We start from the raw sequence: 14,956 nt of genomic DNA, 5'->3' as shown, positions 1-14,956 counted from the left end.
CATGATATACTTTAGGTGATTTCAAATCGTGGAAAGAAATTGTATAGGCCGTGAGGGAGTGGTTACCCTCACGGCTTTTCACTTTGCCTTCCTAACAAGGAGGGCATTTTTTGTATAAGTTTTTGACGCGGGCCTGATATGTGGTACAATGGGACTATGTATGTTTTTTTATTTCAATAAGAAAAAGCAGGTGAACAGGTTCTTTGCAGCAGGCATTAGAAAAGCAGATTGTTTTCCAAGATCATAAAGAGGCTTATTCCCTATTGGGGGAACGGGATGAGTTCCTGCAGGCGATGCGGGATAATTTTGACTGTCAGTTCATAAGCCGTGGCGACCGCATCGAGATACTCGGTGAGGCCTGCATGGTGGAGCCGGCGGCGAAAGTGTTAGAAGAATTGCAGTATCTCTACCGTCAGGGCACGACGATTACGATGCATGAAGTGCGTTACGGTATCGGCCTTGTCAAAGGCGGCAAGGGCGAGGCTCTGCACACTTTGTTTGGCGATACGATCCTTGTGACGTCGCGCGGCCGTCACGTGCGGCCGAAGACGCTCGGACAGCGGCTTTATCTCGATACGATTCGCCGCAATTCCATAACCTTTGGCATTGGCCCAGCTGGTACGGGTAAGACGTATCTGGCAGTTGTTATGGCGGTGGCCGCTTTGCGCAATAAGGAAGTAAATAAGATTATCCTGACGCGTCCTGCCGTCGAGGCTGGCGAGCGTTTGGGCTTTTTGCCGGGCGATTTGCAGGATAAAGTCGACCCGTATCTGCGGCCGCTTTATGATGCGCTGCAGGATATTTTAGGGCAGGATACCTATCAGAAGTTTATGGCCAAGGGAATCATTGAGATTGCCCCGCTGGCGTACATGCGCGGCCGTACCTTAGAAGATGCGTTTATCATTCTCGATGAGGCGCAGAACACGACGGACAAACAGATGAAAATGTTTTTGACGCGTCTTGGCTTTGGCTCGCGCATGGTGGTTACGGGCGATTTGGGACAGGTTGACTTGCCGCGCGGCGTTACCTCGGGACTTCGCGAGGCGTCGGAAGTCTTGAAGGGCGTAAAGGGCATCGGCATCGTGCGAATGGCGCCGATGGATGTCATCCGTCATGAAGTGGTTACGCGCATCGTAGAAGCGTATGGCGATTGGGAAGCCAAGAAGAAAAAGGCCAAGGCAAAGGCTGAGGCAGAGAGACAGGGAAAGGCATAAGGAATGGAAGTAATCATCAGCAATTATCCTGAGGAGCTCACGTTTCCGCAGGAATATATCGACAACGTCAAGGCTGCTGCCGAAAAGGTGGGCGAGCTGTACGATGTGGCCAATGGTGAGGTCAGTGTCACGTTGACCAACAACGAATATATTCACACGCTCAACAAGCAGTATCGCGGCATCGACCGCCCGACCGACGTGTTGTCCTTTGCCCTCAACGAGAGTGAGGAGCCGGAAATCGAAGGCGAGCCGGAAGTGGATGTATTGGGCGATTTAGTCATTTCGGTGGAACGAGCTGAGGAACAGGCGGCAGACTTCGGTCATAGTGTCCGCCGTGAAATGGCCTTTTTGACGGTTCATGGTATGCTTCATCTGTTGGGGTATGACCATATGGAAGAAGCTGACCGCATCGAGATGGAAGAAGAGCAGCGCTATGTTATGGAGCAGCTTGGTATCTCTCGCGATGATGCGAAGGAGAAAAAGGCGCCGAAAGCGGAGCCCCAGCAGCCGGAAGCGGACAAAAAAGCAAAACATAAATCCGGTTTTATAGCGGTAATCGGCCGTCCGAATGTGGGGAAATCCACGCTGGTTAATACGCTTATCGGCCAGAAAATCGCCATCATGAGTGATAAGCCGCAGACGACGCGCAACCGCATCATGTGCGTGCTGACGGAACCGGATGCGCAGATTGTGTTTCTCGACACGCCGGGGATTCACAAACCGAAGCACAAGCTCGGTGAGTATATGGTAAAGGCTGCCGAAGGAACGTTAAAGGAAGTCGATGCCATTCTGTTTGTAGTCGATGCCACGCAGAAACTTGGCCCGGGCGAGATGTATATTCTGGAGCGCTTGCAGGCGACAAAGCGGCCGGTTATCCTCGTCGTCAATAAAATCGATTTGATTGAACGCGAAAAGGCACTGCCGATTATTGCGCATTATACCAGCAAGTATTCGTTTGCCGGTGTCGTGCCCATCTCGGCACGGGAAAAAATGAATCTCGACGGCCTGCTCGATGAGGTCAAGAGCTATCTGCCGGAAGGCCCGCAATACTATCCGGAGGATATGATTACGGACCAGCCGGAGCGATTGATTGTGGCCGAATTGGTTCGTGAGAAGGCCCTTCATCTGACGCGCGACGAGATTCCGCATGCGATTGCCGTCGATGTAGACGAGATGACGACGCGTCCGAATGATGATGTCTATATCCGGGCAACGATTTACGTCGAGCGCGATTCGCAGAAGGGCATCATCATTGGTGCCAAGGGTTCGATGCTGCGGGAAATCGGCGCGCTGGCGCGTACGGATATCCAGAATCTCTTGGGCTCGCGGGTGTTCCTGGACCTTTGGGTCAAGGTGCGCAAAGATTGGCGCGATCGCGACGGGATTTTGCGTAATTTTGGATTTGGTGACGAGCGATGAGTGAGAACGAAGGAAAGAAAAACAACAGCAGCATTTCCGGCAGGGTTTCGCGGCGCTTTATCAATGGCCTTATCCTGCTGGTTCCGGTGGCGATTACTTTTTTCGTCATCGAGGAGACGCTGCATTTTACCGAGGGCGTTCTCGGCAAACATCTGCCGTTTTATTTCCCCGGCATGGGGATTATCACGCTGCTGGCGTTCATTTATCTGACGGGCTGGGCGTCGTCCTATTGGGCGACCCGGCGGCTGATTCACTTAGGGGAGAAGCTGCTCGGCAAGATTCCGGTCGTCAAGTTTATCTACAACAGCGTCAAACATCTTTCCACGGCGGTGTTTGAGTCAAATAACATGTTTGACCATGTTGTGCTGGTGCCCTATCATCAGTCCAAGGCACTTGGCTTCATCATGGCTGATGTGCCGCCGATGCTCAAGGAGCAGCTGGGCGATGATTATGTCTGCGTTTTCGTTCCGTGGAGTCTCAATATGACGTCGGGGACGAATCTCTTTGTGCTCAAAAAAGATGTTGTCTATCTCGATATCAGCAGTGAATCGGCCCTGCAGTATATGCTGACAGCGGGTGCGGTTATGCCCAAACGGCTCAGCCATAAGAATCCGCCGGAAAATCCAGCTGGCAATATCTCGCCGGAGGCCGTGCAGGAACTCGTGAAGAAGGAAAAAAAATAATGGCGCTTTATCAGACGGAAGCGGTAGTCCTCGGGGCCAAAAACTGGGGCGAGGCGGACAAGATGATGACGTTTTTTACCCGGGAACGGGGGCTTGTGCGGGCGGCTGCCTTTGGCTGCCGGCGTCCGCGCAGTCCGCTGGCGGGCGGCATGCAGATGTTTTCGCATCTTGAACTTCAGCTGGCGGAAGGCTCGCGGGTCGATACGGTAAAGCAGTGTACGCTCAAACAGCACTACCGGAATCTCAGCGAAGATTTGACGGTCATGGCCTATGGCAGTTTCGTCGCGGAGTTTTTGCGGGAGTTTTTGCCGGAGGGACAGCCGGAACCGCAGATGTTTGCGCAGCTGCTGCTCATCCTGGCGGCGTTTGAGGTGCGCAATCCGCGCGTGACGGCCGCAGCTGCCGTTTATCAGCTGCTCGAATTTACGGGTATGCAGCTTCATTATGAGCATTGCGTCCATTGCGGCAAGGCGATAACAGGGGATGCTTTTTTTGCGCAGTCCGCGGGCGGTGTCCTCTGTGAGGCGTGCCGTGAGGCGGGCGCGGTGTCATTTCCCGATGATTTGCGCCGCTTTATCTTGAGCCTGCGCGATTTTAACTGGCGGGAAAATGAACCGATTACGATAAGCTCACGGCTTTTGCTGTCAGCGGAGCAGCTGCTGCTCAATTATTTGCAGTCGCTTTTGGGGCGGCCGCTAAAATCCCTGGCGTTTATCCAGGCGCTTTAAGTTGACATTTGTCCGCGTTTTTGTTAAACTCGTAACCAGCAATGATAAAGAGGAGTAGTCTCACCTTTAGCGAGACGGCGATGGTGAAAGGCCGCCAGCGAGACGAAAGGCACTTTGGAGCTGAACCCAATACTTTGAGGTGGGTTTTCTATTGGAAAACCAATCAGGGTGGAACCGCGGGATTTTGAATGATAAGTCTCGTCCCTGTAACGATAACGTTACGGGGACGGGACTTTTTTGCTGCCTCCGTAGCAGATTACTTTTAGAAGAGGAGTTGTTCCCATGAAATTTCAGGAAATTATCCTGGCACTGCAGAAATTCTGGTCGGAACAGGGCTGCATCCTGGCTGAGCCGTACGATGTTGAGAAGGGCGCTGGCACGATGAACCCGTCCACGTTCCTGCGCGTACTTGGCCCGGAGCCGTGGCATGTTGCCTATGTTGAGCCGTCGCGCCGTCCGGCTGATGGCCGCTATGGCGATAACCCGAACCGTCTGTATCAGCACCATCAGTTCCAGGTCATCATGAAACCGTCGCCGGATAACATTCAGGAGCTCTATCTCGAGAGCCTGGAGCGTCTCGGCATCGACCCGAAGAAACACGATATCCGTTTTGTCGAGGATAACTGGGAGTCGCCGACGCTGGGCGCCTGGGGCCTTGGCTGGGAAGTCTGGCTCGACGGCATGGAAATCACGCAGTTCACGTATTTCCAGCAGGTCGGCAGCCAGGACATCAAACCGGTAGCTTCGGAAATCACGTATGGTCTTGAGCGTCTGGCTATGTATATCCAGGGCGTTGAGAACGTCTACGATATCCAGTGGACCGACGACTATACTTATGGCGATGTCTTCCATCAGAATGAGTACGAGCAGTCGGCTTATGCTTTTGACCTTTCCGATGAGAAGCTCTTGTTTGAGCTCTTTGACAAATACGAGGCAGAGGCTGTCCGCGTCATCGCTGAGGGCTATGTTCATCCGGCTTATGACTACGTGCTCAAGTGCTCGCATACGTTCAACCTGCTCGATGCCCGCGGTGCAATTTCCGTATCGCAGCGCACGGCGTTCATCGGCCGCGTCCGCAAGCTGGCCCGCCTCTGCGCAGAGTGCTATTTGAAACAGCGCGAGGAGCTTGGCTATCCGATGTTGCATAGAGGGGAGAAGTGAGCATGAGCAAGGATTTATTACTCGAAATCGGCACGGAAGAAGTTCCGGCCCATGTCATGCCGGGCATCCTTGCCCAGCTTAAAGAGAATGCCGAGAAGGCATTCAAGGAGAACCGCATTGCATTTGGCAGTGTCCGCACGATTGGCACGCCGCGCCGCACGGCTCTTATCGTCAAGGATTTAGCTGAGAAACAGGAAGACGTTTCGAGCGAGAACCGCGGTCCGTCCGTACAGATTGCCTTCGATGCTGACGGCAATCCGTCCAAGGCAGCGCAGGGCTTTGCCCGCGGCCAGGGCGTTGACCCGAAAGACCTCGTGGAAAAAGACGGCTATGTCTATGCGATGGTTCACGAGGAAGGCAAGGCTACGGCAGAGTTACTGCAGGACCTCCTGAAGGACCTCATCTGCGGTTTGTCTTTCCCAAACAACATGCGCTGGGCTGACCTTGACTTCAAGTTCATCCGCCCGCTGCGTTGGATTGTCGCACTGCTCGATGACGAAGTCATCCCGTTTGAGATTGCTGAGGTCAAATCGGGCCGCACCTCTCGCGGTCACCGTTTCCTGTCGCAGGGCGATTTTGAGATTGCAAATGCCGACAGCTACGAAAAGGCCTGCGAGGAAAACTTCATCCTCGTCGATCAGGATAAGCGCAAGGCTGTGATCCGCGAGCAGATTGAAGAAGTCGCTAAAGCTAATGGCGGCACGGCTGAGATTACCGAAGACCTGCTCGAAGAGGTTCTCTATCTCGTCGAGTATCCGACGGCACTTTGCGGCAAGTTTGAAGACAAGTATCTTAAGCTGCCGGCTGAGGCTGTTATCACGCCGATGCGCGACCATCAGCGTTATTTCCCGGTCAAGGCCGCTGACGGCAGCCTGATGCCGCTCTTTATCACGGTCCGCAATGGCGGCAAAGAGCACCTCGAAACCGTTCAGCACGGCAATGAGCGCGTCCTGCGCGCCCGCCTTGAGGATGCGCAGTTCTTCTTTGACGAAGACCGCAAGAAGAGCCTCGAAGAGCACCGTGAAAAACTCAAGACGGTCGTATTCCAGCAGGGTCTCGGTACGATGTATGAGAAATCCGAGCGCCTCATGGAACTGGCTGAGTTCATTGCCGATGAACTCGGTGCCGATGAGAAGGTACACAAACATGCCAAACGGGCGGCTGAGCTCTGCAAGGCTGACCTCGTAACGGGCATGGTTCAGGAGTTCACGGAACTGCAGGGCATCATGGGCCGCGAGTACGCCAAACTCGATGGCGAATGCGAGAAGGTTGCCATCGCTATCGATGAGCACTACATGCCGCGTTTCGCTGGCGACAACCAGCCCCAGAGCGAGGCTGGCCGCATCGTTTCGGTGGCTGACAAGATTGACACGATTGTCGGTACGTTCAGCCGCGGCAAGATCCCGACGGGTTCCCAGGACCCGTTTGCACTGCGCCGTCAGGCTCTTGGCCTTGTCAATATGATGATTGAGGCCAAATATACGCTGAGCCTGTCCAAGGTCGTTGCTAAGGCTATGGACCTCTACCAGATTACGGATGAGGCTGCCCGCACGAAGATGCAGCAGGATGTCGCTGACTTCATGCGCCTGCGTCTCAAGAATGTGCTTGAGGATGTCCGCTATGACGTGGTCGATGCTGTGCTCGAAAATGTCGATGACCTCTATGCCGTCAGCCTGCGTGCTGAGGCAGTGGCAAAATTCGTTGCAAGCGATGCTGCTACGGCTAACATCCAGGCCTTTGTCCGCGCCGCAAATCTCGCGAAGAAAGCGGATGCTGCGGCAATTAATGAGGCACTCTTTAACACGGACGAAGAGAAGAGCCTCTATCAGGTATACACCGCAACGGCAAGCTCGGTTGACAGCCTCGTTGCTGGTCATGACTACGATGGTGCCATTGATGCACTGACGGAGCTTTCAGCTCCGATTGATGCCTTCTTTGATGGCGTCATGGTCATGGATAAGGACGAGAAAATAAAGAACAACCGCCTGGGCCTGCTGAAATCCATTGACGCGCTGGTAAACCGCGTGGCAGATTTCTCAAAGGTGGTACTCTAATCTGTTTCCGGATTATATCAAAACTCTCCCGTGTCTTGGGGGAGTTTTTTCTATAAAGGGAGAGCTGTTATGAATCGCGATACTATTTCAAAATACATTGATCTGCATGCACATCTCGACGGATCTATCACCGTGGAGATTCTCAAAAAACTGGCAGAAATCCAGCAGCTGGAATTGCCAGTGGCAAGTGATGAGGAACTGAAAAAGCTGATTACCGTATCCGAGGACTGCCAGAGTCTCAACGAGTTTTTGCAGTGCTTTGAACTGCCGGGAAAATACATGCAGACCGAGCAGGGAATCCGCGAGGCCGTAAAATTGGTGCTGGCCAACATGGACGATGGCGGTGTCGTCTATGCGGAAATCCGTTTTGCGCCGCAGCTGCATACGTTTGAGGGGCTCAGCCAGTCCCAGGTCATCGAGGCGGCATTGGCAGGCCTCAAAGAGGCGCCGATTCCGGCCAATCTGATTCTCTGCTGTATGCGCGGCGAAGATAACGCTGCGCAGAATAAGGAGACGGTAGAACTGGCCAAGAAGTATTTGGTAGAAGATGGCGGCGTAGTGGCCATTGATTTAGCCGGAGCCGAGGGGCTGTATCCCAATGAGCGCTTCAAAACGATTTTCGAGGACGCGCATGCGGCTGGGATTCCCATTACGATTCACAGCGGCGAAGCCGGCGGGGCGGAAAATGTGGCAAGCGCCATCGAGATGGGCGCTTGTCGCGTAGGACACGGCGTGCGCATTGCGGGCAATGACCGCATCATGCAGCTGGTCAAGGAAAAGGGGATTACGCTCGAGATGGCGCCAACCAGCAACCGCCAGACCAAAACCGTAGCCGATATGAAGGCGGAATATCCGCTTAAACAATTTTTGCAGTACGGGTTAAAGGTCACCATTAACACCGATGATATGGCGGTTGAAGGAACGACGCTGGCCGATGAATTCCGTTATATTGAACGCGAATTTGGGATTACAGCCGAAGAAGAAAAACGCATGCTTGGCTATGCTGTTGATGCGGCCTTTACATCTGAGGCGCGCAAGAGTGAACTTCGAAAAATGTTAGCGATAGAATAAAAGACGGCCCACTGCCTGAAAGAGCAGTGGGCCGTTTTTATTCTATCGGATTGTTATCTTATCGCTGCGATTTGACAAGTCAGCGTATTTTCCCGGTATCCAAATCGTATTCCATATGTCCGGCGGTGCGCTGTTCTCCTTTTTGGATGCAGAGGACGTGGCCGTCGAAGGACGCGATGTGCGTGCACCAGTTGTAGACCATGTTGTCAGAGTGAATGGCCAGGCCCGGCCGTTCGAGGCTGCAATTTGGCCCGAAGAACCAGGCAACATTTGCCTGCAGGTCTGCATAGACAGCACCGCCGTTGAAATGGAGGTCGTCTTCCATGAGTTTGGTGTTGTTTTCCGTCCAGAGCTGCAGCGTTTGGGTGCTGATTTTGGCAGCATCGGTGTGAAACGTCCGGCTGCCGAATTGGATGGTGACATTTCCACGCAGGGTATAGCGGCCTGTGTCGGGATTATAACTGCTGTGGTCAGCGGTCACAATCGCTTTGTCATGTCCCTGAAGGATGCTGTCGGCAGGATTTATGTCGATGGTTTGCCGTGCACTGGCAGCCAGCGGGTTAAGACAGAAGAAGGCTGCCGCCAGCAGCAGGATATGGTGAGTCCTCATGGTGAAACCTCCCTTGATTTGGTGTTTTTTTCTTATATTTTACCGTAAAGGCAAAACTTTTGCAAAAAAAGCAAGACATTTTGAGACAAATAGTGTAATATAAAAAGGAAACCCTGTAAAAGGAGGATTGATTATGAATGTAAGAGAGCGTTTGGAAGCGCAGGAAGATGAAATTTTGTCGTCGTATGCTGCCAAGAGCCGTGACGCCCGCCGGAAATTTCCGATGGAGGAATGCCAGTTCCGGACAAAGTTCCAGCGGGACCGCGATCGTATCTTGCATTCGAAATCCTTCCGGCGTTTGAAACATAAAACTCAGGTTTATATCGTGTCGGGGGATCACTATCGCACCCGCATGACCCATAGCCTGGAGGTCTCACAGATTTCCCGGACGATTGCCCGGGGATTGCGGCTCAATGAGGATTTGGCTGAGGCGATTGCCCTTGGCCATGATGTCGGCCATACGCCATTTGGCCATGCTGGTGAGGCGGCCATGGCCAAGTTGACCGGTCATTTTGCCCATAATGAGCAGAGCCTTCGGGTGGTAGAGTTTTTGGAACGCAGTGGAAAAGGGTTGAACCTTACCTTCGAGGTTAAGGATGGCATTGTGAACCACACGGGGCCGGTGATGCCGAAAACGTTGGAAGGCCGCATTGTCCGCACGGCTGACCGCATCGCTTATCTTTGTCACGATTACGATGACAGTTTGCGGGCAGGACTGCTCCAGCCTGGAGACCTGCCGAAGCTCGTCTATGAACGGCTCGGAGAGGATACTTCGGCGATGATTACGAGCATGGTTTCTGATATGATTGTCAGTTCCATGGACAAGGATGACATTTCCCTTTCGGCTGAGGTCAAAGAGGCGATGGATACGTTCCGCAGTTTCATGTTTGAGCACATCTATCATTCGGAAACACTGGCCCATGAGCGCCGTCAGGCGGTTTATGTATTGCGGGCGCTGTATGAGTGGTTCGTGGAGCATTTCGAGGAACTCCCGGCAGAATTTGTCCGTCGGGAAGAACGCTGGGGCCGGCAGAAAATTGTTACCGATTATGTAGCCGGTCTTACCGATAGTTATGCGGTACAGTTGTTCAATGAGATTTTTATGCCGCCGGTTGGTTTTATGGTTCATTGAGATATTATTTTTCAAATTTGTCAAGGGAAAAAAGGATATTGGCAAATTATGAGGAATATAAATATTGTAAAAAGGGCTGTATGCTTGATCACGGCTAGATAACTTTTTCCTTTTGGCAGGAGTTTTTCTATGAGTGGCGAATGGTATACAGGTGCCTTATTATAAAGTATCTGATTGGTCAATGAGGGGTCTAAGTATGCGCAGCGAGAGAATGGACGAATTTGTGGAACAGGTTCGTTCACAGTCTGATATTCTGAACGTTGTTCAGAGTTATGTTCCCTTGAAGCGTAAAGGCAATCGTTATTGGGGCTGTTGTCCGTTTCATAACGAGAAGACCCCCTCATTTTCTGTCGTTCCGGATAAAGGGTTCTTCTATTGTTTTGGCTGTCATGCTGGGGGAAATGTTTTCAAGTTCCTTTCGATGATTGAAAACGTCACCTATTTTGAAGCAATCAAGCTTCAGGCAGAAAAACTCGGAATACCGCTTCCTGAGCGGCAGCGTACGCCGGAGGAAGTCGCCCGGGAACGGGAGATGTCGGATTTACGCAAGGTCAACGAGATGGCTCGTGATTTTTTCCATAACTGTCTGACGATGACGTCGTATGGACAGGCTGGCAAAGCTTATTTTGCCGGACGCAGCATCTCGATGGAGACCATTGAGGAGTTCAAGCTGGGATTTGCCCCGAATGCCTGGGATAAGTTGTCTACAGCTTTTTCAAAGCGTGGAGTAAAGCAGGAATTTTTGTTGGCAAGCGGGCTCGCAGCGGAACGAAATAATGGCGGCGGTCTCTACGACCGGTTCCGCAACCGTGTAATCATCCCCATAGCGGATGAGCGCGGGCGCGTAGTCGGATTTGGCGGCCGTGTGCTGGATGACAGCAAGCCGAAATACCTCAATACACCGGAAACGATACTATTCAATAAGCGAAAACTCCTTTTTGGACTGGACCGCTCACATCGGGCGATTCAGCAGGCAGGCTATGCCATTGTCGTAGAAGGCTACATGGATGCGATTTCGGTCTTTGGTGCTGGCGTCAAAAATGTCGTAGCATCACTGGGAACTGCGTTTACGGTAGACCACTGCAAGAAACTTTTGCGCTATGCGCCGGAGATATATTTCTGTTATGACAGTGATGAAGCTGGCCAAAAAGCAACAATCCGGGCACTTTCCATTGTGCGGGACACGGGGGCTGTAGTGAAGGTCATCGTGGTACCGGATGGTAAGGACCCGGATGAATATATTCGCAAGCATGGAGCTGATGCGTTCCGCCAGTTGGTGCAAAAGGCGCTGCCATTGGTGGAATACCGCTTGAAGTATGTCCTGGCTCACAACAATATCGATACGTTGGAGGGCAAGGTCAAGGCGCTTCACGAGATGCTGCCGGTTTTGGCCGGCATTCGTGAGCCAGCAGTCCGCAGCGAATATGAAAAGAAGCTTGCGCAGACCTTATTGCTGGACGAGGGTGTCGTGCGTACTGAGCTTCAACACTTTGCCCGTGGGACGGAATATCAGGAAGTGATGCCGTCCCGTGCACCCATCAGACAGGTGGTAAAAAAACAGGACAATGCCCTCAGGCGGGCTGGGCGCATTGTCATCCGCATGGTATGGCAGGATGTTTCGCTCGTCTACCATGTCGGTTCGGTACTGCCGATTGAAGGGATTGGAGACCCCGTCCAGCGGGAGATCCTGAAGTTCCTGCAGGAATTGGGCAGCCAGGGTCAGGCTCCGGATGATGTAACGGCCGCGGAAAACCTCAGCGAGGACGCGGCGGCAGAACTCTCCCGGGCACTGGTAGAAGATTTAGGCGGACGCGAGGAAACCGAGGCCTACAACGACTCCCTGAAAGTGCTCAGAAAATCTTACCTCTACGCGCTATTTATGGAACATTCCCGCAAGGCCAATGAAATGATGCAGGCCGGGGATATGGCGTATGTTGAGGAACTGAATGAGGTTATGAGAATAAAAAATGAAATGGATGAATTGTGATTTGGATAGAGTAGCAGGTATGGAATGTGAGGAAAGGGGGATGCTGAATGGCTGAGGCTAAGAAGAAAAAGGCTGAGGCTGGCAGCAAGAACCGCAGCTCGGAAATTGTGGACAGCCTTCTGTCTAAGGGTAAGAAGAATGGCGGGACGTTGACATACGGGGAACTCGTTGAGGCTTTGCAGACGCAGGATCTGTCGCCGGACGAGATTGATAATATGTATGATATGTTCAGTACCAGAGGTATTGAAATTATTGATGATTCCAATAGCGGTGACCAGCAGGATGATGATGTAGATGCTGATGACAAGGATGAAGAGGTCGAGATTGACCTGTCCGTCCCGGAAGGCATCAGTATTGATGACCCGGTTCGCATGTATCTGAAGGAAATCGGACGGGTTCCACTGCTGACGGCAGAAGAAGAGGTAGAACTGGCTAAGCGCATGCAGGCTGGCGATGAAGTCGCACAGAAGCGCCTGGCTGAGGCAAACCTCCGCCTCGTTGTCAGCATCGCTAAGCGCTATGTAGGACGCGGCATGCTGTTCCTGGATTTGATTCAGGAAGGCAATCTGGGCCTTATCAAGGCGGTTGAGAAGTTCGACTACACGAAGGGCTATAAGTTCAGTACGTATGCCACCTGGTGGATTCGTCAGGCAATAACCCGTGCAATTGCGGATCAGGCGCGTACGATCCGTATTCCGGTCCACATGGTTGAGACGATTAACAAGCTCATTCGCGTATCCCGTCAGCTTTTGCAGCAGCTGGGCCGTGAACCGGCTCCGGAGGAGATTGCCAAAGAGATGGAGATTACGGTCGAGCGCGTTCGCGAAATCATGAAGATTGCGCAGGAGCCGGTATCCCTTGAGACACCAATCGGTGAGGAAGAGGATTCCCATTTGGGCGATTTCATCGAGGACCAGGATGCACCGGCTCCGGCTGATGCCGCTTCGTTCATGCTCTTGAAGGAGCAGCTCGAGGAAGTTCTCGATACGCTGACGCCGCGCGAGGAAAAAGTTCTGCGCCTGCGTTTTGGTTTGGACGATGGACGGGCACGCACGCTGGAAGAAGTCGGTCAGAACTTCGGTGTTACCCGTGAGCGAATCCGTCAGATTGAGGCCAAAGCACTGCGCAAACTGCGCCATCCGAGCCGCAGCCGCAAGCTGAAAGATTTCCTGGATTAAAAATTTTCTTGACATTAATCCGACAGACAGCTATAATTGTTACTGTTGATGCGCGAGCTTCAATAATTATTCCTCGATAGCTCAGCCGGTAGAGCACCTGACTGTTAATCAGGCTGTCGCAGGTTCGAATCCTGCTCGAGGAGCCATTGAGAGCACAAGGGTGTAACGAAATGTTACACCCTTTTTTATTTCCGCAAAGAGGGGAGATTCTATGCAGCTGGATGACAGACTACAGGCATTGGCAGATTTTGTGCCGAAAGGCTGCCGCGCAGCCGATATCGGTACCGACCATGGGTATCTGGCCATTGATTTGATACGGGAGAATAAGGCAACATTTGTCGTTGCCGGGGATTTGAATCAGGGACCTTATGAGGCTGCCAAGCGTACGGTTCATGAAAACGGCATTGCGGAAGACCGGATTTCTGTTCGTTTGGGCAACGGCCTGGAGGTTTTAACGCCGGGCGAGGTCGATACCGTTTGCATTGCCGGTATGGGCGGGATTCTGATGACGCAGATTTTAGAGCAGTCGATGGCGGTGACGGATACGCTCAAGACGCTCGTATTGCAGCCGATGAATGGAGCGATGGAGCTGCGTGCCTGGCTTTATCAGCATAAGTGGCATATTACGGATGAATCGCTGGCCGTAGATGATGGCCGCCTCTACGAAATCATCAAGGCTGAGCCTGGAGCCAAGAAGCGGCCTGAGCCATTGGACCTTTTGATTGGGCCGGTGCTTTGGCAAAAGAAGCCGGCACTTTTGAAACACCATATCGAGGCTTTGCTGTTTCAGCAGCGCCGCATCCTTTCGGGGATGGAGAACAGCGCGCGGGCGATGAAAAGCAAGAAATATGCCGCCATCAAAAAACAGGTGGAAGAATTGGAGGCGCGGCTCACATGGTAAAATGTCAGGTTGTCATGGACGTGTTGGAGACAATTGCGCCGAAGCGTTTTGCAGAGGATTGGGATAATCCGGGGCTTTTGGTTGGGGCACTCAATCAGGATGTCCATAAAATCCTCGTATGTCTCGACGTCAGTGATGAAGTGGTGGAGCAGGCAATTGATGCAGGGGCCGATATGATTGTGGCCCATCATCCGTTGATATTCCGCGGCATCAAGAAGCTGCGGACGGATTTGCCGTTAGGCCGCCGTCTTCAGCAGCTGCTAAAGCATGATATTGCCGTGGCCGCAGCGCATACCAATCTCGATATTGCCGAGGGCGGTGTCAATGATGTGCTGGCTCGTGCCATTGGGCTCGCGAAGCTCTCGTCCTTTGTGATTGAAAGCCAGGATATAGATGGTTCGGTGCTCAGCATGGGCCGTATGGGAAGCCTGACGGCTCCCATGACGGTGCAGGACTTTGCCGCACAGGTGCGTGATGCACTGCCGACGGAGCATGTGCGTCTCGTGGATGCCGGGGCGCGTCCGGTCCGCAAAGTCGCAATCTGCAGCGGCAGCGGCGCGGAGTTCATCCAGAAAGCCGCTTTTATGGGCGCGGATGTTTATGTTACTGGTGACGTGAAATATCACGAGGCACAGCAAGCCGTCGAGCTTGGCATGCACGTCATTGATGCGGGCCATTTCGGCACGGAATTTCCGGTGGTAGAGGTATTAAAACAGCGGCTCACGGAAGAGCTGGCTGAGGCAAAAGGGTCAGTAGAAGTCATGGCGGATCAGTCGTCGAAAGACTTTTTCACGGTGATTTGATTTTGCGGAGTAAGG

13 protein-coding genes, 1 tRNA gene and 1 pseudogene are annotated in these 14,956 nt (G+C 52.7%); 14 read left to right on the top strand and 1 reads right to left on the bottom strand.

Annotated elements, in window-relative coordinates; translation table 11 throughout:
• Positions 1-203 precede the first annotated feature (203 nt).
• From FZ040_RS08005 to add, 8 genes and pseudogenes are all read left to right on the top strand, one after another.
• A complete protein-coding gene (locus FZ040_RS08005) occupies positions 204-1,214 on the top strand; it encodes a PhoH family protein (RefSeq protein WP_149171503.1) in 1,011 nt (336 codons plus the stop codon).
• 3 nt (positions 1,215-1,217) lie between these two features.
• Positions 1,218-1,679 (top strand): annotated as a pseudogene (gene ybeY / locus FZ040_RS14120) (rRNA maturation RNase YbeY); the annotation flags it as partial.
• A complete protein-coding gene (gene era, locus FZ040_RS14115) occupies positions 1,653-2,633 on the top strand; it encodes a GTPase Era (RefSeq protein WP_439653914.1) in 981 nt (326 codons plus the stop codon). The pseudogene ybeY and the gene era, both read left to right, overlap by 27 nt.
• Positions 2,630-3,316: a DUF502 domain-containing protein gene (locus FZ040_RS07995; RefSeq protein ID WP_149171501.1), complete on the top strand. Its 687-nt coding sequence runs from the start codon at positions 2,630-2,632 to the stop codon at positions 3,314-3,316. The genes era and FZ040_RS07995 overlap by 4 nt, the downstream gene beginning before the upstream one ends.
• The gene (gene recO / locus FZ040_RS07990; protein WP_149171500.1) at positions 3,316-4,044 is read left to right on the top strand and encodes a DNA repair protein RecO; all 729 of its coding nucleotides are present in this window, start codon (positions 3,316-3,318) and stop codon (positions 4,042-4,044) included. The genes FZ040_RS07995 and recO overlap by 1 nt, the downstream gene beginning before the upstream one ends.
• Positions 4,045-4,326: 282 nt before the next feature.
• Positions 4,327-5,205, top strand: a complete 879-nt coding sequence (gene glyQ, locus FZ040_RS07985; RefSeq protein ID WP_033170319.1) for a glycine--tRNA ligase subunit alpha — start codon at positions 4,327-4,329, stop codon at positions 5,203-5,205.
• Between the two features lie 2 nt (positions 5,206-5,207).
• Entirely contained in the window at positions 5,208-7,259 is a 2,052-nt protein-coding gene (gene glyS / locus FZ040_RS07980) for a glycine--tRNA ligase subunit beta (RefSeq protein WP_149171499.1), read from the top strand.
• 69 nt (positions 7,260-7,328) lie between these two features.
• A complete protein-coding gene (gene add, locus FZ040_RS07975) occupies positions 7,329-8,330 on the top strand; it encodes an adenosine deaminase (protein WP_149171498.1) in 1,002 nt (333 codons plus the stop codon).
• Between the two features lie 79 nt (positions 8,331-8,409).
• On the opposite strand, the gene FZ040_RS07970 is transcribed toward add, so the two are convergent.
• Positions 8,410-8,940 carry an LptA/OstA family protein gene (locus tag FZ040_RS07970; RefSeq protein ID WP_149171497.1) on the bottom strand — a complete coding sequence of 177 codons (531 nt, stop codon included), beginning with the start codon at positions 8,938-8,940 and terminating at the stop codon, positions 8,410-8,412.
• A gap of 133 nt (positions 8,941-9,073) precedes the next feature.
• On the opposite strand from FZ040_RS07970, the gene FZ040_RS07965 reads away from it, so the two are divergent.
• The 6 genes from FZ040_RS07965 (at position 9,074) to FZ040_RS07940 (ending at position 14,941) form a co-directional block, all read left to right on the top strand.
• Complete coding sequence (locus FZ040_RS07965; protein WP_149171496.1) at positions 9,074-10,072, top strand: deoxyguanosinetriphosphate triphosphohydrolase; 999 nt, start codon at positions 9,074-9,076, stop codon at positions 10,070-10,072.
• A gap of 196 nt (positions 10,073-10,268) precedes the next feature.
• Complete coding sequence (gene dnaG / locus FZ040_RS07960) at positions 10,269-12,059, top strand: DNA primase (RefSeq protein ID WP_149171495.1); 1,791 nt, start codon at positions 10,269-10,271, stop codon at positions 12,057-12,059.
• A gap of 47 nt (positions 12,060-12,106) precedes the next feature.
• Entirely contained in the window at positions 12,107-13,237 is a 1,131-nt protein-coding gene (gene rpoD / locus FZ040_RS07955) for an RNA polymerase sigma factor RpoD (RefSeq protein ID WP_149171494.1), read from the top strand.
• A 70-nt stretch (positions 13,238-13,307) separates the two neighbouring features.
• Positions 13,308-13,383: transfer RNA gene (locus FZ040_RS07950), tRNA-Asn, on the top strand.
• A 65-nt stretch (positions 13,384-13,448) separates the two neighbouring features.
• Entirely contained in the window at positions 13,449-14,138 is a 690-nt protein-coding gene (locus FZ040_RS07945) for a tRNA (adenine(22)-N(1))-methyltransferase (protein ID WP_149171493.1), read from the top strand.
• Positions 14,132-14,941, top strand: a complete 810-nt coding sequence (locus FZ040_RS07940) for a Nif3-like dinuclear metal center hexameric protein (protein ID WP_149171492.1) — start codon at positions 14,132-14,134, stop codon at positions 14,939-14,941. Before FZ040_RS07945 ends, FZ040_RS07940 begins: the two co-directional genes overlap by 7 nt.
• Positions 14,942-14,956 lie beyond the last annotated feature (15 nt).

Origin of the sequence: Pseudoselenomonas ruminis (assembly GCF_008271295.1) — a bacterium.
GTDB lineage: Bacteria > Bacillota > Negativicutes > Selenomonadales > Selenomonadaceae > Selenomonas_A > Selenomonas_A ruminis.
The sequence above is the reverse complement of the archived record's forward strand: the minus strand, read 5'-3'. Positions and strand labels throughout refer to the sequence as shown.